Annotated in this window: 17 protein-coding genes and 1 other annotated feature; of the genes, 9 read left to right on the forward strand and 8 right to left on the reverse strand. The window is 46.1% G+C overall.

Annotated features, from left to right (window positions below):
• Positions 1 to 36 precede the first annotated feature (36 nt).
• Positions 37 to 1,743 (reverse strand): septation ring formation regulator EzrA, encoded by a 1,707-nt coding sequence (gene ezrA / locus EXIG_RS11385; RefSeq protein WP_012371100.1) that lies wholly within the window; start codon positions 1,741 to 1,743, stop codon positions 37 to 39.
• A gap of 220 nt (positions 1,744 to 1,963) precedes the next feature.
• Between ezrA and EXIG_RS11390 the strand changes: the two genes are divergently transcribed.
• From EXIG_RS11390 to EXIG_RS11400, 3 genes are all read left to right on the forward strand, one after another.
• Complete coding sequence (locus tag EXIG_RS11390; RefSeq protein WP_012371101.1) at positions 1,964 to 2,449, forward strand: free L-methionine (R)-S-oxide reductase MsrC; 486 nt, start codon at positions 1,964 to 1,966, stop codon at positions 2,447 to 2,449.
• A gap of 225 nt (positions 2,450 to 2,674) precedes the next feature.
• Positions 2,675 to 3,274 carry a 30S ribosomal protein S4 gene (gene rpsD / locus EXIG_RS11395; protein WP_012371102.1) on the forward strand — a complete coding sequence of 200 codons (600 nt, stop codon included), beginning with the start codon at positions 2,675 to 2,677 and terminating at the stop codon, positions 3,272 to 3,274.
• 118 nt (positions 3,275 to 3,392) lie between these two features.
• Positions 3,393 to 3,920: a biotin transporter BioY gene (locus EXIG_RS11400; protein ID WP_012371103.1), complete on the forward strand. Its 528-nt coding sequence runs from the start codon at positions 3,393 to 3,395 to the stop codon at positions 3,918 to 3,920.
• A gap of 49 nt (positions 3,921 to 3,969) precedes the next feature.
• Here the strand turns inward: EXIG_RS11400 and tyrS are convergent, their stop codons facing one another.
• A complete protein-coding gene (gene tyrS / locus EXIG_RS11405; protein WP_012371104.1) occupies positions 3,970 to 5,217 on the reverse strand; it encodes a tyrosine--tRNA ligase in 1,248 nt (415 codons plus the stop codon).
• A 50-nt stretch (positions 5,218 to 5,267) separates the two neighbouring features.
• Positions 5,268 to 5,469: a binding site (T-box leader), on the reverse strand.
• A gap of 150 nt (positions 5,470 to 5,619) precedes the next feature.
• Between tyrS and EXIG_RS11410 the strand changes: the two genes are divergently transcribed.
• Positions 5,620 to 8,229, forward strand: coding sequence for a transglycosylase domain-containing protein (locus EXIG_RS11410; RefSeq protein ID WP_012371105.1), 2,610 nt, complete (start codon positions 5,620 to 5,622; stop codon positions 8,227 to 8,229).
• A 132-nt stretch (positions 8,230 to 8,361) separates the two neighbouring features.
• Here the strand turns inward: EXIG_RS11410 and acsA are convergent, their stop codons facing one another.
• Positions 8,362 to 10,065: an acetate--CoA ligase gene (gene acsA / locus EXIG_RS11415; RefSeq protein WP_012371106.1), complete on the reverse strand. Its 1,704-nt coding sequence runs from the start codon at positions 10,063 to 10,065 to the stop codon at positions 8,362 to 8,364.
• Positions 10,066 to 10,211: 146 nt separating this feature from the next.
• On the opposite strand from acsA, the gene EXIG_RS11420 reads away from it, so the two are divergent.
• From EXIG_RS11420 to EXIG_RS11435, 4 genes are all read left to right on the forward strand, one after another.
• Positions 10,212 to 10,844: a GNAT family N-acetyltransferase gene (locus EXIG_RS11420; RefSeq protein WP_012371107.1), complete on the forward strand. Its 633-nt coding sequence runs from the start codon at positions 10,212 to 10,214 to the stop codon at positions 10,842 to 10,844.
• An 11-nt stretch (positions 10,845 to 10,855) separates the two neighbouring features.
• Positions 10,856 to 11,488: an acetoin utilization AcuB family protein gene (locus EXIG_RS11425; protein ID WP_012371108.1), complete on the forward strand. Its 633-nt coding sequence runs from the start codon at positions 10,856 to 10,858 to the stop codon at positions 11,486 to 11,488.
• Positions 11,485 to 12,678: an acetoin utilization protein AcuC gene (locus EXIG_RS11430; RefSeq protein WP_012371109.1), complete on the forward strand. Its 1,194-nt coding sequence runs from the start codon at positions 11,485 to 11,487 to the stop codon at positions 12,676 to 12,678. Before EXIG_RS11425 ends, EXIG_RS11430 begins: the two co-directional genes overlap by 4 nt.
• 133 nt (positions 12,679 to 12,811) lie before the next feature.
• Complete coding sequence (locus tag EXIG_RS11435) at positions 12,812 to 13,546, forward strand: FixH family protein (RefSeq protein WP_234944535.1); 735 nt, start codon at positions 12,812 to 12,814, stop codon at positions 13,544 to 13,546.
• Positions 13,547 to 13,704: 158 nt separating this feature from the next.
• Here EXIG_RS11435 and ccpA read toward each other — a convergent pair whose 3' ends face one another.
• The 4 genes from ccpA to EXIG_RS11455 all read right to left on the reverse strand — a co-directional run bounded on the left by ccpA (position 13,705) and on the right by EXIG_RS11455 (position 17,211).
• Positions 13,705 to 14,715, reverse strand: coding sequence for a catabolite control protein A (gene ccpA, locus EXIG_RS11440; RefSeq protein ID WP_012371111.1), 1,011 nt, complete (start codon positions 14,713 to 14,715; stop codon positions 13,705 to 13,707).
• Between the two features lie 157 nt (positions 14,716 to 14,872).
• Positions 14,873 to 15,958, reverse strand: coding sequence for a bifunctional 3-deoxy-7-phosphoheptulonate synthase/chorismate mutase (locus EXIG_RS11445; protein ID WP_012371112.1), 1,086 nt, complete (start codon positions 15,956 to 15,958; stop codon positions 14,873 to 14,875).
• Positions 15,959 to 16,081: 123 nt separating this feature from the next.
• Positions 16,082 to 16,642: a YtxH domain-containing protein gene (locus EXIG_RS11450; protein ID WP_012371113.1), complete on the reverse strand. Its 561-nt coding sequence runs from the start codon at positions 16,640 to 16,642 to the stop codon at positions 16,082 to 16,084.
• Entirely contained in the window at positions 16,642 to 17,211 is a 570-nt protein-coding gene (locus EXIG_RS11455; RefSeq protein ID WP_012371114.1) for a DUF948 domain-containing protein, read from the reverse strand. The genes EXIG_RS11450 and EXIG_RS11455 overlap by 1 nt, the downstream gene beginning before the upstream one ends.
• Positions 17,212 to 17,351: 140 nt before the next feature.
• Here EXIG_RS11455 and EXIG_RS11460 point away from each other — a divergent pair, with 140 nt between their 5' ends.
• Positions 17,352 to 18,464 (forward strand): aminopeptidase, encoded by a 1,113-nt coding sequence (locus tag EXIG_RS11460; RefSeq protein ID WP_012371115.1) that lies wholly within the window; start codon positions 17,352 to 17,354, stop codon positions 18,462 to 18,464.
• A gap of 52 nt (positions 18,465 to 18,516) precedes the next feature.
• On the opposite strand, the gene EXIG_RS11465 is transcribed toward EXIG_RS11460, so the two are convergent.
• Complete coding sequence (locus EXIG_RS11465) at positions 18,517 to 18,957, reverse strand: Dps family protein (RefSeq protein WP_012371116.1); 441 nt, start codon at positions 18,955 to 18,957, stop codon at positions 18,517 to 18,519.
• Between the last annotated feature and the right edge of the window lie 48 nt (positions 18,958 to 19,005).

The raw sequence follows: 19,005 nt of genomic DNA on the forward strand, positions 1-19,005 counted from the left end.
GTGACCTGGACGGCCACCCTGAATTGTCAGTGATGATTATGCATGCATCGTTTCCGGTTGACCGCATGCTTTTCGAATACGTTCAATCGAATTAGGATCAAACTGTTGTAACACTTGTTCCCCTAACGCAATCGTCCGTTCATAGTCTCCTGCAAGGAACTTCGTCTCAGCAATCGTCAACGACATATGTATCTCGTTATCTTGTCGACGGAATCGATTGGCGTATTGGACGAGTCGTTCTGCATACGTGACTTCGAATACTACTTTATCTATCCGTTCTTGCAATGTTTTAAACGTTCCGTTGACATCTTCACTTTGCGAAACGATGTAATGGACGTTAAACGGCAACTCTTCCAACCGCATCTCGAGTGTCTGCAGTGAACGGCTTGATGCCTGTAAAGCCTCTTCGACGTCTGCCGGAATTTTCGGGAGACCGAGTCGTTTTAAGCGTAATCGGATGGTCGATAACAGTTGGCGCCACTCGGCAACACGTTGACGTACTTCTGTTTCTTCCTTCCGTAATGCCTGCAGTTCAACGGCGAACCGTTCATATTGAAGCATCAGCTGTTCTTCCAAACGGACAGCATCCCGCATTTGATCTTCAAGCATGCTGAAAGGAATGATCCGGCTCGCAATCGATTCATCTAAATCTTTTGCTGCTCCGAACAACATTTCTTCATCACGCTGAATTGATTCGTAATGTTCCCCTAAATCTGCTGAAATCTCATAATTCTCACGGAGCATACTGAATTCCTGCGCCAGTTGATGGACCTTTTCCCGCATCCGTAATGCTTTTTGTTTCAATGATTGGTTTTCTTTTTTGACATGATGTCTTGCATCGACTTCCCGCCGGAACGTATCGTACATTTGATCAATATCCGAAGCGAGTTGTTGCACCTGCTCTTCAAGTCCCGCGATTTCCAGGAATTCGAGTTTTTTGACGAGACTCAGACGTTGTTCTTCAAACCGTTTGATATCCGACTGCATTCCAAGCGGTTCAAGCGGATAACCGTCAAGCGTCATTTCTTTGTACCCGGCACTGAGCTGGTCAATCCGTTGACGTAATTCATGTGCAAGTGTCTTCCATTGTTGTGGAATCACTTCGACGAGTTGGCGTGTTTCTTCTACTTTTGCTTCCAGTAACAGACTGGTCTCATAAGCTTTCGTCACTTCGCCCGCTTCTTCAAAGGCAACCATCTCGACGCGTAACCGGTCGATTTGTTCCGCCTGCTCTTCAAGATTGGGTAATGCAGGTCCGAATGACGTCGCCTGCAACAACAGTGACTTACGAACTTGGCTCGAATTTGTTTCGCCTTGCGCCTTGAGTTCCGCCAAGACCGACTGATTCGTTTTGAATGTTGACATCTCTGCCAGCATTTCATCAATTAATCCTTCCAGTTCGGCAATTAATTGTTCTGTCACTTCCAGATCATTTTTGACCGCAACAAACCGGTAACGATCCAATCCTTCTTCCGCTCGATATAATGTCTCGTCGATTTGTGCGACGTGGACTGTCACGAGTTCCTCCCATGCTTGATGCCAGGAAGTGAATTTCGTCTCCGTCTCACCCGCCATCGGGAGTTCCTTCAGTTCTTGCAACTCCTTCGGAATCGACGCGCTGATGATTCCTTGTTTCCGAAGATCAAGTTCATCGATTTTCGTATAATATTTTTTCCGACTGACCATGCTGAACAGCATGACGAGTAATACGATGACGATGACGCCAATCACCCATGCCCACATTTGCTACGACCTCCACCCTATCAAGCGACTTTATATTTTGAGAAATTCGCTTTAATCTTATCCTTATAATAGTATAGCGCAACCGATTTGCATAGATTTACTCGGGCTTTTACTAATTTCTTCCGGATTTTTAAGTCGGAATTCCTGAAATCAATTGTTTGTCAGTCGCGGGAAAACCCGATAAGATGAATGAAATATGATTTTTCAGGAGGAATTCTATATGTTTGAGACAACGACTTATGATGGCGATCGTACAAAACAATACGAGATGTTGAATAAACAGCTTGATGCTTTGCTGACGGGAGAAACAAACCAGATTGCCAATCTGTCAAATGCAAGTGCACTCCTCGGTCAATTTCTCGACCGAACAAACTGGGTCGGTTTTTATCTGATGGATCAAGAACAAAACGAATTGGTGCTCGGACCATTCCAAGGATTACCGGCATGTGTCCGGATTCCGCTTGGTCGTGGCGTTTGCGGTACAGCGGCACAAGATCAGACGACACAACTCGTCATGGATGTTCATGCGTTCCCGGGACACATCGCCTGTGACGCGGCCACGAATTCGGAAATCGTCGTCCCGTTGATTAAAGACGGAAAAACGATTGGTGTCCTCGATATCGACAGTCCTGAACTCAGCCGTTTCGATGAGACGGATCAAGCCGGTCTCGAAGCATTCAGCGAAATTCTTCTTCGTCATATTTGATTGACAGCACGAATCAGCAGACGTATACTTGTAAAAGTGCAGAAATGATAACGATAGCGGTCAAATCGCTTGCGTATCACATTTCATGACTCGGCTTTGCCGGAGGGGCATCGTGTAACTTTGCTATCAAGCGAGGATGCCACATCATGAAATGGGCGTAACGTGGGTTTGATGGCGTTATTATTTTTATGCAAATAATAACGAACACTAAGGAGGAGTCTTATTATGGCTCGCTATACAGGTCCAGCTTGGAAACTTTCACGTCGTCTCGGTATCTCACTTACTGAAACAGGAAAAGAAATCGCAAAACGTCCGTACGCTCCAGGACAACACGGTAACAGCCGTCGTAAAATGTCTGAGTACGGTCTTCAACTTCAAGCGAAGCAAACGCTTCGTCACATGTACGGAGTAAACGAACGCCAATTCAACCGTATCTTCAACGATGCTGGCAAAATGCCTGGTATCCACGGTGAGAACTTCATGTTCTTACTTGAAGCACGTCTTGACAACGTCGTTTACCGTATGGGTATGGCTCGTACACGTCGTGCTGCTCGTCAGCTCGTCAACCACGGTCACATCCAAGTTGATGGCGCTCGCGTCGACATCCCGTCGTTCCGCGTGAAACCAGGTCAAACGATCTCAGTTCGCGAAAAATCGAAGAACTTTGTCGTTATCAAAGAAGCACTCGAAGTTGCACCAGCAACTAAAGACTTCGTTACTTTCGATGCTGAGAAGCTCGAAGGAACGTTCGTCCGTCTTCCAGAGCGTTCTGAATTGAACGATCAAATCCAAGAACAACTCGTCGTTGAGTACTACTCACGTTAATCAGTTGTTTCAAGCATCCACTCCGGTGGGTGCTTTTTTTATGTTTCCCTTTTGCTTTTTTTGTGTTAACCTTTATTTTATATTGGTTAACACAAAAACATAGAGGACGTGTCATCTTATGAAAACAAAAGATCTTACATTTATTGCGTTAGGTGCTGCCATCATTTCTGCGGTCAGTCTGTTGCCGCAACTTCAACTCGTCGGTCCTGTGCCGATCACACTGCAAATGCTGGCCATCATGACGGTCAGCGCCATTCTCGGCGCGAAACGCGGCGGACTAGCTGTCTTGATTTTCTTATTGCTTGCCGCTGCCGGTCTCCCGTTGCTCGGTGGAAAAGGAGGACTTGCCCCGTTCGTCGGTCCGACTGTCGGTTATCTGATTGCTTTTCCGATTGCCGGTTTCTTCATCGGTCTGGTCGCTGAAAAGACCCGCCGTTTCCTGCCGTTGTTCATCGGGATGATTGTGTTTGGACTTGGTCTTGTCTATGTCCTTGGTACATTCGGATTAATGCTGGTTCTCCACCTTTCCTTCATGGATGCCCTTGTCATCAACACACCGTTTATTTTGGGGGATTTCCTGAAAGCATTGCTTGCAACGACAATCGCGGTTCGACTGCTTCCGCTCCGGTTGTTCCGTGTCGCTTAAACAAAAAAAACAACGCTGACGAAATCGTCAGCGTTGTTTTTCATTCTATTTAAGCATGTTCAAGCACGAAGTATTTCTTTTTCCCGCGGCGGATAATTGTAAAATCACCGATCGCATCTTGTTTTGTGATCTCTTTTGTTAATTCTTGTTCACGATCTCCATTGATGTAAATCGCACCGTTCGTTACATCTTCACGTGCTTGACGTTTTGACGGGCTGATTTTGGCTTCAACAAGGATATCGACCAGATTGGTTGCTTCACCGAGTGTGAAACGCGGCATCCCTTTGAAAGCATCGGCAATGTCTTCTGCTTTCAATGATTTGATTTCACCGCTGAAAAGTGCTTTTGTAATGCGTTCCGATTGTTCAAGCGCCTCTGCTCCGTGAACAAGAACCGTCATCTCTTCAGCCAACCGGCGTTGCGCGACGCGTTTTTCCGGTGCCGTTTCGACTTCCTGTTGGAGTGCGTTGATTTCGTCAGGTGTCAGGAACGTAAAGTATTTTAAGAACTTGATGACATCGAGATCGTCGACGTTGAACCAGAACTGGTAAAATTCGTACGGCGTCGTTTTATCGGCATCGAGCCAAACTGCTCCGCCGGCTGTTTTCCCGAACTTTTGTCCATCCGATTTCGTCACAAGCGGTACGGTAATCCCGAATGCCTTTTGATCGTGACCGACACGGCGGATCAATTCCATTCCAGCTGTGATGTTCCCCCACTGGTCACTTCCGCCGACCTGCAGGCGGCATCCTTCATTTTCATACAGCTTCAGGAAATCGAATGACTGAAGCAACATGTAAGAAAACTCCGTGAATGAAATCCCATTTTGCAGGCGCGAGTCAACGGAATCTTTCGCGAGCATGTAGCTGATCGGGAAATGTTTTCCGATATCACGTAAGAAATCAATGATCGTCAAATCCTTTGTCCAGTCAAGATTGTTCGCAATCGTCACAGGATTTTCACCATCAAGCGGTAAAAAGCGGGATAACTGCCCTTTAATCCGGTTAGCAAATTCTTCAACGATATCTGATGTATTCAGTGAGCGTTCCGTCGAACGACCGCTTGGATCCCCGATCATCCCTGTCGCTCCGCCAACTAATCCAATCGCATGATGTCCTGCTTCCTGGAAGCGTCGTAAGACAAGAATCGGCAGTAAATGTCCGATGTGGAGCGAATCAGCTGTCGGATCGAATCCTGTGTAAAGTGTCGTCGGACTGGAAAGTAACTCCTTAATTCCTTCTTCATCCGTCATCTGGCTGATCAATCCGCGAAACTCTAAATCTTCAAGTAACGTCATCTGTCTTCCCCCTAAAATAGTCTAAAAAAAAACCGTCCCCTCGTCTGAAACGAAGGGACGGAATATTCCGTGGTACCACCCTAATTGCATGAAAATCATGCCACTTAGATTGCCGATAACGGGGCAGTCCGCTTGATTTCTCAAGAAGCTCCTGGAAGCGTAATTCATGAAGCGCTATGTCCTAGTTCGCAGCACCACTAGGTCTCTGATACAGGGAGCGGTTCATTACTTTTTTCCAATCACAGCTGATTTTACTATACATTTGATGAAGCTGTTTCCATGATACGTTGAAGCAGAATCCACTGTCAAGCCATTTTCTAATACTTCAGTTATGGTATAATACGTCTATCTGTGATTTAATGTTAATTTACACCCAAGTTTAAGATGTAAAGGAGATCATTTATGCGCGAGAACTGGTTCAAGTTTTGGAATCATCCCCGGACGAAAGCCGTTCGGCACTGGTCAAATATCACATATGATGTGTCTTGGAATATCATTTTATTCCTCATTATAGGGGTCCTGTTGGTCGGAAGTTTTTCTGTCGGAGCAGCTGGCGGCTATTTCGCTTCGCTCGTCAAAGATACAAAAGCTCCGAAACTAACAGAAATGAAACAACAAGTAAACAGTTACGCCGTTACGAGTGAGATCTACTGGGGAAGTGGCGAAAAGCTGACGAACATCGCCACAGACGAAGAACGTCAACCTGTCAATATCAAAGAAATTTCTCCTTATCTGCTCGATGCTGTTTTATCAACGGAAGATGTTGATTTCTATGAGCATGATGGAGTCGTTCCAAAAGCCACTTTACGTGCCGTCTTACAGGAATTGACGAACTCGTCTTCTCGGACGGGCGGAAGTACGTTAACACAACAATTGATTAAAAACCAAATTTTGACGAATGAAGTATCTTTTGAAAGAAAAGCGAAAGAAATCATTTTGGCACTTCGTCTCGAAAATGCAATGACTAAAGATGAAATTCTTCAAGCATATCTGAACGTCGTTTCATTCGGACGGAATTCACTCGGGCGAAATATCGCCGGAATCGAAGCTGCGTCACGCGGTGTATTCAATAAACCCGCTAAAAAACTGACATTACCGCAAGCAGCATTCCTGGCCGGTATTCCAAAAAACCCTTACTACTATACGCCTTACCTTCAAGGTGGGGTCGTCAAAAAAGATTTGACGCCGAGTACCAATCGGATGAAAACCGTCTTGAAGCGGATGTATGTCGCAAAAAGTATTACAAAAGCCCAATATGAAAAAGCTGTAAAATACGATATTACAAAGGACTTTGCCAAAACCTCAAAACGTTCCCGCGATACGTATCCTTACGTCTATGATTTAGCCGAAAAAGAAGCACTTAAAATCATGACCAGCTATTTCATGAAACAGGACGGGATTAAAGAGGATGAAGTCAAACCTTCTGAACTGGCCGAAGTCAAAGCCAACTACCGGGATCAGGCGATGATTGCCATGAAACAAGGTGGATATAAAATTCATTTGACGCTCGATAAAAAGATTCATGAAGCGATGCAGGCACCGGCTAAAAATGCGGCCAATTTCCCAAGTGCGCCGCAATACAAACAAGTCGTTAATCCAAAAACGAAAAAGACCGTCACGAAAAAAGATCCGGAAGAGACCGCTGCGGTTATGGTTCAAAATGAAACCGGCCGGATACTGGGATTTGTCGGTGGACGTTACACGGATGGGACAGCGGATGACTTCAACCGCGCTTTCCAGGCGAAACGCCAAATCGGTTCTACCGCTAAACCGATTCTTGTTTATTCAAACGGAATTGAAAACGGATTGATCACACCGGCATCCACCATTAATGACGAAGAATATTATTACCAGACCGTTCCGCGTCAACCCGGTGATAACCCGATCAATAACGAAGGCGGACGTTACCGCGGAAACGTCACTGTCCGGGAAGCACTGGAACTCTCGCTTAACGTTCCTGCCGTTAAAACGTATGAAAAGATGAACATGTCGAACTCGATTCAAAAATTAGTGGATATGGGAATTGAAATTCCCGATAACATCCGCTATGCACCATCTGCCGCGTTAGGAACGATGGAAATCACACCGGTCGAACTGGCCGGCGCCTATGCGACACTTGCCAACTACGGGCAATACGTCAAACCGTATGTCATCTCGAAGATTACGAAAGACGGCAAAAACATCTATAAAGCAAAATCAAAGAAAAAACGGATTTACCAGGATCGGACGGCTTATTTAACGCTTGATATGATGCGAGGTGTCTTTGATAAAGGAACGGCGCAATATGCCAATTCATTACTCAAGGCACCTGGTGATTGGGCAGGTAAAACCGGGACGACGAATGAAATCAAAGACTCATATCTTGTCGGTTCAACACCTGGTGTCACGCTTGCCGTCTGGACCGGACATGACCAAAACAACTCCTTGATGGGTGCGACGACGTACTATCAACGGACACAAAATCTTTGGGCTCAAATGGCAAATCTGACATATAACTCAAACAGCAGTTACTTCAAGTCAGGTGCCCGATTCAATCAGCCAGCCTCTATCAGTGCAGACGACTTCAAAAATACCGGTCGTTTCAAAGAGGAAGATCAAAAGAAAAAGCAAGCCGAACAAGATCGAAAGAAAAAAGAAGCAGAAGCCAAAGCCGACGCTGACGCGAAACAGAAGGCGGACGACTCAAAAGCCAAAGCCGATGCTGACGCCAAACGTAAAGCAGATGAAGCAAAAGCCAAGGCCGATGCGGATGCCAAACGTAAAGCGGACGAAGCAAAAGCCAAGGCCGATGCGGATGCCAAACGTAAAGCGGATGAAGCAAAAGCCAAGGCCGATGCGGACGCCAAACGTAAAGCGGATGAAGCAAAAGCCAAAGCTGATGCTGATGCCAAACGTAAAGCGGATGAAGCAAAAGCCAAAGCTGATGCTGATGCCAAACGTAAAGCGGATGAAGCAAAAGCCAAGGCTGATGCCAAAAAGAAAGCCGATGAGAATCGGAAAAATGCAGAGTAATCCAAGTTCCGTCACTCAAACACCGACTCTAAACAAGTCGGTGTTTTTTTAGGTTTCCTTTTAAAATTAAAAAATAAAACCACCTACTTCCGATTTTTCCGGAAATAGATGGTCTCGTTTTATGATGTTTCCTCAGTCTTCCATCGTCGACAAATCTCCCGTTTCAAGATTCAGCTCCCACGCCTTTAAAACACGACGCATGATTTTACCACTACGTGTTTTCGGTAATTTATCGCGGAAATCAATTTCACGCGGAGCAGCATGTGCGGCTAATCCTTCTTTGACAAACTTTTGAATTTCTTGTTTGAGCTCTTCTGTCGGCTCATAACCGTCTCTCAGCGAAATGAAGGCTTTAATGATTTCACCGCGAACCGGATCCGGTTTCCCGATGACACCCGCTTCTGCAACAGCCGGATGCTCGACTAAGCGGCTTTCCACTTCGAATGGTCCAACACGTTCTCCGGCAGTCATGATGACATCATCGACACGACCCTGGAACCAGAAGTATCCTTCATCGTCCATATAGGCCGAGTCCCCTGATACATACCACCCTTTAAAGAAATACGACTCGTACTTTTGCGGATTGTTCCAAATTTGGCGCATCATCGACGGCCAAGGTGTTTTTAATGCCAAATTTCCCATCCGGAACGGAGGTAACTCATTTCCCTGATCATCTACAATAGCCGCTTTTGTTCCCGGAATCGGTTTCCCCATCGATCCCGGTTTGATATCCATGGATTTGTAGTTACAGATCATCATGGCCCCTGTCTCCGTCATCCACCACGTATCATGAATCCGTTGATCAAAAGCTTCTTTCCCCCAGCGGATGACTTCCGGATTAAGAGGTTCTCCTACGGAAAGGACATGCCGTAAACTGGACAAATCATGTGTATTGGCGACTTCCGCCCCTGCTCCCATCAGCATTCGGAAAGCAGTTGGTGCGCTGTACCACACAGTTACTTTATATTTCTCGATGACACTGTACCAGAAGTCCGGGTTAAAGCGACCGCCTACGACAACATTCGTCGCACCGTTTAAGAAAGGTGCAAAGATACCGTAGCTTGTCCCCGTGACCCATCCCGGATCTGCCGTACACCAGTAGACGTCGTCTTCCTGTAGATCAAGCACCCATCGTCCTGTCATCATATGTTGGATCATGGCATTTTGAACATGTAAAACGCCTTTCGGTTTACCCGTCGAACCCGATGTATAATGAAGAATCAAACCATCTTCCCGGTCCAGCCAGACAGGCTCAAACGATTCAGATGCTTGTTGAAACGCTTGTCGGAAGTCCTTGATTTTATCGTCTTCCTCGACGTCTTCATCAACCAGGAAAATCTGTTCGAGAGATGTCAGCTCATCAACAGGAACACGCGGCAATAAGGCTTTTGTCGTAATCAGCATTTTTGCTTCCGAATCCAGCAGGCGATCCCGGACTGCCTGCTCCATGAAGGCTTCGAATAGTGGACCGACAATCGCGCCGACTTTCAACGCACCGAGTAAGGCAAAATACAATTCCGGTGAACGTGGCATGAAAATGAAAATCCGATCTCCCGCTTCGATTCCTGCGTCTTTCAGGACGTTCGCCGCTTTATTCGTCAGTCTTTTCATATCGGCATACGTAAACGTCTGTTCCGTTGTCCCGTCAAAATAAATCAATGCCGTCTTATTGGCACGTTCACCTTCTGCATGACGATCGATTGCTTCGTAGGCCATGTTGACTTTCCCCGTCGTCGACCACGAAAAATACTGTTCCGCTTCTTGCCAATCATATGAATCTGAACCATCATATTCGGATAACCAATGCTCCCCCGGAAGCGCTTTCAAAACTTTCATGTCTCGTTCCTCCCCTTCACTGTTCTCTCCTACATTATAAGCTAGTTATTGTGTAGTTCAATCCATTTGCCGTCAATTTGTTAAAAAATCCCTCTCTTTCTTTTGCTGCTTTCGATTATAATGAACAAGAAGGTGGTGACGCTTACATGTTTGAAAAACAATTCAATCATCGTACTCTTGAAACATCGCTTGGTCCGGTGGAAATCGAAGGACCAGTCACAAGCCAGATCCTTGCTACTTACAAACTCGATCCCGGGCTGACAGCTTTTCGACAACCAGCGGAGCAACACGAAGCACTCGTTGAGATCGCTGCGTTGGAAGAAGGACGCATCATCATCGCCCGACAAGGAAATGATATCATCGGCTACGTAACATTCCTGTATCCCGATCCGTATGAGACATGGAGCGAAGGGAACAATCCGTATATTTTAGAACTGGGTGCCATCGAAGTGGCAGCCCGTTTTCGGGGACAACAAATCGGTAAGAAACTCCTCGAAGTTTCGATGCTCGATCCGGCGATGGAACATTATTTGATTTTAACGACAGAATATTATTGGCACTGGGATTTAAAAGGAAGTGGTTTATCCGTTTGGGACTACCGCAAAATCATGGAAAAGATGATGAATCACGGTGGTTTGGTGTTTTTCCCGACGGACGATCCAGAAATCGCCTCGCATCCTGCCAATTGTTTAATGGCACGGATCGGTAAACATGTCGCACCTGAAGTCGTAGCGCATTTCGATGCCTTACGGCTCCGCCGTCGCTTCATGTACGATTAAGGAGGGATCGCATGTTAATCGAACAAATCATGAAGACACACTGTATCACCATCCAACCTACGAATTCAATTGCTCATGCGGCTGAGTTGATGCGCCGTCACAAAATCCGTCACTTGCCTGTGACGAACGCCCGTCAGGAACTGCTCGGGCTGATTGGTCTTCAGGAGATGCAAAGCGCAAGCAGCGTCTTTCACCCGGAAACTTTTTTGAAGGATCAGCAAAATGCTGTTTCAAGCATCATGCAACGAACACCCATCACCGCTCACCCGCTCGATTTCATCGAAGATGCGGCGGTCTTATTTTACGAACACCGTCTCTCCTGTCTTCCGATTGTGCGGGGACGAAGATTGGTCGGCTTAGTGACAGAGACGGATTTGTTGCGGACATTCGTCCAATTGACTGGTGCCCTTGAACCGAGTTCCCAAATCGAAGTCCGCGTCGAAAATACGGCAGGAACACTTGCTAAAATTGCCGGACTCCTGGCGAAAACAAACGTCAACATCCTAAACGTCCTGGTCTACCCGACAAATGATCCGTACGTCCGAATCGTCGCTTTTCGTGTCCAAACAATGAATCCAATCCGCGTCATCGAAAAATTACGAAAGGAAGGATTCGACGTCGTCGGTCCTGACATGAGCCGATGAAGGAGTTTGCTTATCTTTACAGCCCGGAAGAGGCCGCCTACCGGTTCTCCGACTCCCATCCGTTTAATCCGATCCGACTCGAATTGACCTTGTCGCTGTTGGAAGCAACCGGTGCTCTCGAGACCGTCGATTGCATCGTCCCCCGTCGGGCAACCGACGAGGAATTGTCGCTGATACACGATGCGGACTACATACAGGCGGTGAAACTCGCAGGACACGGCGAACTTTCTCCGATGAAGGCGCAAATGTACGGATTAGGGACTGAGGATACCCCGCTGTTTGACCAGATGCATGAGAGTGCGGCCTTGCTCGTCGGCGGAACGATTGAAGCATGCGAACTCGTCCTGTCCGGTCAATACCGGCGGACATTCCATATCGGAGGTGGACTGCATCACGGCTTTCGCGGACGGGCTTCCGGTTTTTGTATCTACAACGACACTGCCGTCGCGATGGCAGCCATGATTCAAAAATACGATTGCCGGATTTTATACGTCGATACCGATGCCCATCACGGTGATGGTGTTCAATGGGCGTTTTACAACCGGGCGGATGTCATGACATTGTCGCTTCACGAAACCGGACGTTACTTATTTCCCGGAACCGGAATGGTGACGGAGCGTGGAGCAGAGGAAGGCTACGGCTGGAGCTGGAATGTTCCCTTTGACGCTTTTACGGAAGACGCTTCTTTTTTGCAGGCTTACCGGACTGTTTTGTTCGAAGCATGCGAACTCTTTAAACCGGATCTCATCATTACTCAAAATGGTGCAGATGCACATGCCCTTGATCCCTTGACCCATCTGTCGTTAACGATGGAAAGCTACGAACAGATTCCTCAAATCGCTGTTGAGGCTGCTGACCGGTACACAGACGGCCGGATTGTCGCTTTAGGTGGCGGCGGGTACGATTGGTACCGCGTCGTCCCTCGCGCCTGGAGTCAAGTATTTGCTGCTTTAACGAATCAGTCTCCCTTCCACGGGAATCTTCCGGAAGAATGGATTCAGCGATGGCAGAAAGAGAGTCCGACGGTTCCGGTGACATGGGCCGATCCTGTTCCGCTGTATCCGATGATTCCTCGTCGTCCGGAAATCGAAGAAAAAAACTGGGAGACCGTTAAACGATTACTGTGGCCGTTCATCGATGATTCTAAAAAAGAACATTTATCATTCTCCTCCCCTTATTCAAATGATTAAAAATGTCTTGTTCTTTTCACAATTACTTCGTGGGCATTTCACAAGTTCTTGTTATACTGAATAAGCTTTCATTACTTTATTTAGTAAACGAAAATTGGGGGAATCCGTGTTGAAGAAAAAAACAATAGGCTTCATGGGGATGTTTTTCGCGACAGGACTTTTGCTTGCCGGATGCGCGAATGACAAACAATCAATGGATCACGATACAATGCAAGGCTCGGGAAAAAAACCGGTCGACGTTACAGTTGATGTACCGGCGAAGACGATGGAAAACCAAAAAGTAGTTTTCCAAGCGACAGCACTTGAAAACAAAAAGGCTGTTAATCTGGAAAACGTAGCTTTTGAAGTCTGGAAAGCCGATGAAAAAGAAGCGGTTCATCAAAAATTCAAAGCAGCCTTAAAAAAGACCGGTACTTATCAAGCCGAAGCCAAGCTTGCCGAAGGCGAATACGAAGGTCTTTATCATATCAACGATAAGAACGGACTTCATCATATGGATAAAATCTCATTCGTCGTCATGGATCACTCCCATGAAGACACAAAAAAAGACACGACTGAACAGGCACATGAGCATGCGACCGTCGAAGGACTGTCTGTTCATTACATGGGCGCTAAAACAATGAAAGCCGGGTCAAAACTTCCCGTCTCCTTTCATGTCTTCCTAAACGGCAAACCGCTCCAGGCAGATGTTCAAATCGAAGTCATCGAGCCCGGTGTCGAAAAACATACGTATCTGCTGCTCACTAAAAAATCAGATCAATACGTAGGGGAAGTTTCGTTAACACATCCAGGCAAGACCATCATCCGACTTCATGTCGAGAACGATCAATTACATCATCATCAGGATCAAACCATTTCAGTTAAGTAATAAAAAAGGGCGGCAGATTTGAAATCTGCCGCCCTTTCCCGTTTAAAAAGAATCACTCTTTTCACACGACTCCTACAGGAAAGCGGGTCTTGTGTCTCGCCTGAGGAAAAGGCGTGAAAGCACGGGTGATTTCTTTTTGATTCATTGTCTTTTTTTAATCAAGAACGTGTCGAATCACGTTGTTCGATACGGTGTGGTAACGTCACGTTATTTGTCTCGATTTCTTCTTTATTGAGGATTTTCGTCAATAAACGCATTGATACTGCGCCGATATCATACATCGGTTGTACGACCGTCGTCAGCTTCGGACGAATCATCGTCGCAAGACGTGTGTTGTCATGTCCGATGACTTCGAAATCTTCCGGTACTTGGTGACCGGCGTCTTGCAGAGCGTGAATGACACCAAGTGCCATTTCATCTGTTCCCGCAAAAATCGCACGCGGACAAGCATCCCCGAGTTCAAGTAATTGGTTCATCGCCTTCATGCCTGAATCATACGTATAGTTCCCAAGGACAACGTTTTGCTCATCAAACGGTAAATTAGCTTCTTCCAAGGCGCTCCGGTAGCCGGCAAATTTCTTTTCGCCATTAATTTGTTGTTCCAGTGGCCCAGTAATGAATCCGATCCGTTTATGACCATTGTCAATCAGAGATTTTACAGCATCATGTGCAGCACTTTCGTAATCAATATTAACGGCCGGCAAATCATAATCTTGGTTTAAAGTAGCCGCCAATACAATCGGAACAGGTGATGTTTTAAATTCACGGACAAGATCTTCATGAAGACGCCCGCCCATGAAGATGATTCCATCGACTTGTTTACCAAGTAACGTATTCAACAAATGAATTTCTTTTTCAGGATTTTGATCTGAGTTACATAGGATGATATTGTACTTATACATCGTTGCAACATCTTCAATTCCCCGCGCTAAATCTGCAAAAAAGATATTTGAAATATCCGGTACGATAACCCCGACAGTCGTCGTTTTCTTACTGGCAAGACCTCGCGCGACGGCATTCGGACGGTAGCCGAGCTGGTCGATGGCATCCTGTACTTTTTTCCGTGTCGACGGTTTGACGTTCGGATTTCCATTCACTACACGCGAGACGGTCGCCATGGAGACGGCGGCTTCCCGTGCGACATCATAAATCGTTATATTACTGTTCAAAACAAATTCCTCCTTATTTTAGACAACCTTTTTGTTTTCATTCTTGTTTTCATTTTTAGGCAACACGAAAGGAAGACAGGAAAAGATAACTTTCTTTTCCCATTCTTCCCTCATTGTAAAACGTTTTCATTCGCTAAAGAACAGTCTTTTTAGAAAATCATTGAACGTTTAGTGCCGGAAAAGTAGAAGTCAGATTCTCGATGAACGAATCGAACTCATTAAAATCTAATTGTTGGTTTGCATCCGATAACGCAAGCGCCGGAAACGGATGGACTTCTACCATAACGGCATCAGCTCCGATCGCATACGCTGCTTTTGCAGTCGGAAGAAGTAAGTCTTTACGGCCCGTCGAATGGGTTACATCGACCATGACCGGAAGATGCGTTTCTTGTTTGAGAATCGGAACGGCGGAGATATCGAGTGTATTGCGGGTCGCCCGTTCATACGTCCGAATTCCGCGTTCGCATAGGATCACCTGTTCATTTCCGCTTGCCATGATGTATTCCGCAGCGTACATGAATTCTTCAAGTGTAGCCGATAAGCCCCGCTTCAACAGCACCGGCTTGTTCGTCCGCCCTACTTCTTTCAATAAGTCAAAGTTCTGCATGTTGCGGGCACCGACTTGAATGATGTCGACGTAAGGAAGTGCTGATTCGACCGCGCTTGGCGTCATGATTTCAGAGATGACATGAAGACCATGCGCATCAGCTGCTTTTTTCAACATCTTTAATCCCTCTAATCCAAGACCTTGGAAATCGTATGGTGATGTCCGTGGTTTGTAAGCACCGCCACGCATGAATCGAACACCATGTTTCGCAAGTTGCTCTGCCACCTCAAACACCTGTTCTTCACTTTCGACTGCACATGGACCGGCAATCAATTGTTGGGAACCATCACCAATCACATCATCCCCGATGCGAATGATTGTATTCGTAGGTTTTTGTTTTCTCGAGACTAACAACTTCCGTGTCCGATCCTCCCCTTGAAGTTCAAGTGAGGCTTTAAAAATTTCTTTAAATACGTGCTGTAGGCGTCCTGTTTCAAATGGACCATGATTGCTCGCTGCAATCGATTCAAGCATCTGGCGTTCACGGACCGGATCATACCGGTCGATTCCCTGGGCACGTTTAACTTCACCAATTTCAACCGCTATTTCCCCTCGTTTATTAATTAACGCCAGCAACTCAGCGTTCACTAAATCAAGTTCATCCCGTAAACGTTTCAATTCTGCATGTTGATCCACTCTTCTACCACTCCCTAATCAGCATATAGCTCGTAATAGCAACTAATTATAGCGAACTCTTTTGCAATTGTATATAAAGAAAGCGTACTACCCGTTAAAAGTCAGGCAGTACGCTCCGATTCTTTATTTTTTAGGTTTCTTTTCATGGCTTAATTTTGACTGAGGATCGTTATCCTCATCTTCTGAATCATCCTGCTCTTCTTCGAGATGCTCACGGAAATCCGACAGTTCTGCAACGGTTTCTGTATCGAGTTGTTCTGCGACAGAAGCGCCGTCCACTTCATCCCCGATTTCACGTTCGATATCACGGACCAGTTGTTCCGCTTCTGCAAGTGCAGCATCGATGCTCGATTGGTCTTTTTCAAAACCGGCATATTGCGCCGCTTCCTGGACTGTCGGATTCTTTTTCGCTTTTTCAATGACAGGTGCTGCTTTATCTTTTGCTAATTGAATCCATTCGCCTACGAGTGGTTCTGCTTTTTCGCGAACGACCTGTGTCTGTTCGTTTAAACGTTGGCGTGCCGGTGCTGTCCGCTCATCAAGCATTCCGCGCATTTCACGACCCGATTTCGGACTTGATAATAAAGCCGCTGCTGCGCCGATTAGTCCACCGACGATGATGCCGGCAAGGAATCCGCCACCTTTAGAAGTATCTTGTGCTTGGTATGGATGTTGTTTTGTCATTATGAACGATCTCCCTTCAACTCATCTGGAATACTCTCGACATCCGGGACAGAAACGATTTCCGGTGTAACCGGTGTTTCTGCTTTTTTACGGAAGCGACGACGCGGTTTCTTTTCGATTGTTGTTGTAGCTGTTGTCGAAGAGGTCACGTCTTGGCCTGGTTCAGGCTTATTTTTTTTAAACAGTTCAACCGCGACTGATCCCCAACGGACAGCTTGTGCGATTTGTTCTTTGTTTGTATCGGCAGCACCTGCAACCGTATCAGATACGGTCCGGACTGAATCGGTTACTTTATTGAGCGATGTTCCGAGTTCTTCGATCGAGTTCGCAACCGGTGCAAGTAATTCTGTTTTTTCTTCAATCGTATCGACAAGACGGTTCGTTTTGTGTAACAACGCTGTCGTCTCCATCATGATGCCGTCTAATTGACGCTCAAGCCCTGCTGTCGTATCTGCTACGTTGTTAAGTGTCTTGCCTGCTGCGCTCAATACGCGTGCGAGGAAGATGACGAGTACTACGAATGCAATCGCAGCGACCAGTCCGGCAATTCCGCCTAATGTGATTTCCATGGTTCGTGCCTCCAATTTCTTTTGCTAGTGTCTAGTTGGTAGTTCGACGTAGAAGCGATGGTTCCTGCTACTCCAAATGGTTTATTTCCGTTACAATGATAAATGAAACCTACATACATCATTTTGAGGAGGAACTTTTCATGCGTGACCCACGTCTAACACAACTCGCAACGAATCTTATCAATTATTCAGTAGCACTTGCTCCTGGTGAAAAAGTCTTGATCGAGAATTTCGGAATCGAACGTGAACTTGTCGAAGCACTCGTTGATGCCGCTTATGAAGCCGGTGGCCTTCCATTCGTCCTCTTAAAGGATAACCGCGTGTTACGGAAATTGTACCGCAATGCGTCGGAAGAACAGCTTCAACTGATGGCGGACATCGAACAAAAACAAATGCAGGCAATGGATGCTTATATCGGGTTGCGTGCCGGCGACAATATCAACGAACTGTCTGACGTTCCGTCTGACAAGATGAAGCTGTACGGTCAAACACTCGGCAAGATGCATACCGAAGACCGGGTCAAAGGTACGAAATGGGTCGTTCTGCGTTTCCCGACCGCTTCGATGGCGCAACTGGCCAATCAATCGACGGAAGCCTTCGAAGATTTTTATTTCGACGTCTGTACATTGGATTATGCCAAAATGGGTGAAGCGATGACACCGCTTGTTGATTTGATGAATCGGACAGATCGCGTCCGCCTCGTTGGTCCTGGAACAGATTTATCGTTCTCCATCAAGGACATTCCAGCAATCAAATGTGCCGGTAATGCCAACATCCCAGACGGTGAAGTCTTTACTGCTCCGGTCAAGGATTCCATCAATGGAACGATTGCATACAACACACCATCACCGTATCAAGGATTCACGTTCGAAAATGTCACGTTGACATTTAAAGACGGAAAAATCGTCGAAGCGACTGCGAATGATACGGAACGCATCAACCAAGTATTTGATACAGATGCCGGAGCTCGTTTCGTCGGAGAATTCGCAATCGGTGTCAACCCATTCATCCAACACCCGATGAAAGATATCTTGTTTGATGAAAAAATCGACGGCAGTTTCCACTTTACGCCTGGTCAAGCATATGCTGAAGCGTATAACGGAAACGACTCATCCATTCACTGGGATTTGGTGAACATTCAACGTCCGGATTACGGCGGCGGAGAAATCTGGTTTGATGATGTTTTGATTCGCAAAGACGGTCGCTTCGTTTTACCTGAACTCGACGTCTTGAATCCTGAAAACTTAAAGTAAGGGAAAACGGATGGCTTATTCCACATAGGATGAAGCCATCCGCTTTTTTAAGTTATTTTTTTAATGTCGCGCGCAACATCCAAATTTGTTTCTCGATTTCTTTTGCTTGTGCCAGCAAATCATCTTCAACCGTTACGTCTTGTGATTCAAGATGAACGATTGCATCTAGCATTTCTTTGCGAATCTGTTGGAAATCACTGATGACCGACTCCACCATTTCATCTGCCGATAAACCCGGTTTTGCTTCTTCAAGCGTCGTCTGCTCTAAATATTCCTTCAGCGTCGCAGAAGGCATTCCATTGTTCATCAACAGACGTTCTGCCACGACATCATATTGTTCTGAAACCCAAGTGTATAACTCTTCAAGTTTTACATGCAGCGTCAAGAAATCAGGACCTTTAATGTACCAGTGGTAGTTATGAAGTTTTACAAACAGTACCCCGTAGTTTGCCACCTGTTGGTTTAAAGCACTCTTAGCGTGATTACTAATCATGATCGATCTCTCCTCTCATAAAACTGTGTTTTGTTCTATATCGTCTTT

Origin of the sequence: Exiguobacterium artemiae 255-15 (assembly GCF_000019905.1) — a bacterium.
Taxonomy (GTDB): Bacteria; Bacillota; Bacilli; order Exiguobacteriales; family Exiguobacteriaceae; genus Exiguobacterium_A; species Exiguobacterium_A artemiae.

Bases quoted from the DNA above. Each gene is read 5' to 3' on its own strand.
- ezrA (WP_012371100.1), bottom strand. From the start codon at position 1,743: ATGTGGGCATGGGTGATTGGCGTCATCGTCATCGTATTACTCGTCATG.
- EXIG_RS11390 (WP_012371101.1), top strand. From the start codon at position 1,964: ATGTTTGAGACAACGACTTATGATGGCGATCGTACAAAACAATACGAG.
- rpsD (WP_012371102.1), top strand. From the start codon at position 2,675: ATGGCTCGCTATACAGGTCCAGCTTGGAAACTTTCACGTCGTCTCGGT.
- EXIG_RS11400 (WP_012371103.1), top strand. From the start codon at position 3,393: ATGAAAACAAAAGATCTTACATTTATTGCGTTAGGTGCTGCCATCATT.
- tyrS (WP_012371104.1), bottom strand. From the start codon at position 5,217: ATGACGTTACTTGAAGATTTAGAGTTTCGCGGATTGATCAGCCAGATG.
- EXIG_RS11410 (WP_012371105.1), top strand. From the start codon at position 5,620: ATGCGCGAGAACTGGTTCAAGTTTTGGAATCATCCCCGGACGAAAGCC.
- acsA (WP_012371106.1), bottom strand. From the start codon at position 10,065: ATGAAAGTTTTGAAAGCGCTTCCGGGGGAGCATTGGTTATCCGAATAT.
- EXIG_RS11420 (WP_012371107.1), top strand. From the start codon at position 10,212: ATGTTTGAAAAACAATTCAATCATCGTACTCTTGAAACATCGCTTGGT.
- EXIG_RS11425 (WP_012371108.1), top strand. From the start codon at position 10,856: ATGTTAATCGAACAAATCATGAAGACACACTGTATCACCATCCAACCT.
- EXIG_RS11430 (WP_012371109.1), top strand. From the start codon at position 11,485: ATGAAGGAGTTTGCTTATCTTTACAGCCCGGAAGAGGCCGCCTACCGG.
- EXIG_RS11435 (WP_234944535.1), top strand. From the start codon at position 12,812: ATGGGGATGTTTTTCGCGACAGGACTTTTGCTTGCCGGATGCGCGAAT.
- EXIG_RS11450 (WP_012371113.1), bottom strand. From the start codon at position 16,642: ATGACAAAACAACATCCATACCAAGCACAAGATACTTCTAAAGGTGGC.
- EXIG_RS11455 (WP_012371114.1), bottom strand. From the start codon at position 17,211: ATGGAAATCACATTAGGCGGAATTGCCGGACTGGTCGCTGCGATTGCA.
- EXIG_RS11460 (WP_012371115.1), top strand. From the start codon at position 17,352: ATGCGTGACCCACGTCTAACACAACTCGCAACGAATCTTATCAATTAT.
- EXIG_RS11465 (WP_012371116.1), bottom strand. From the start codon at position 18,957: ATGATTAGTAATCACGCTAAGAGTGCTTTAAACCAACAGGTGGCAAAC.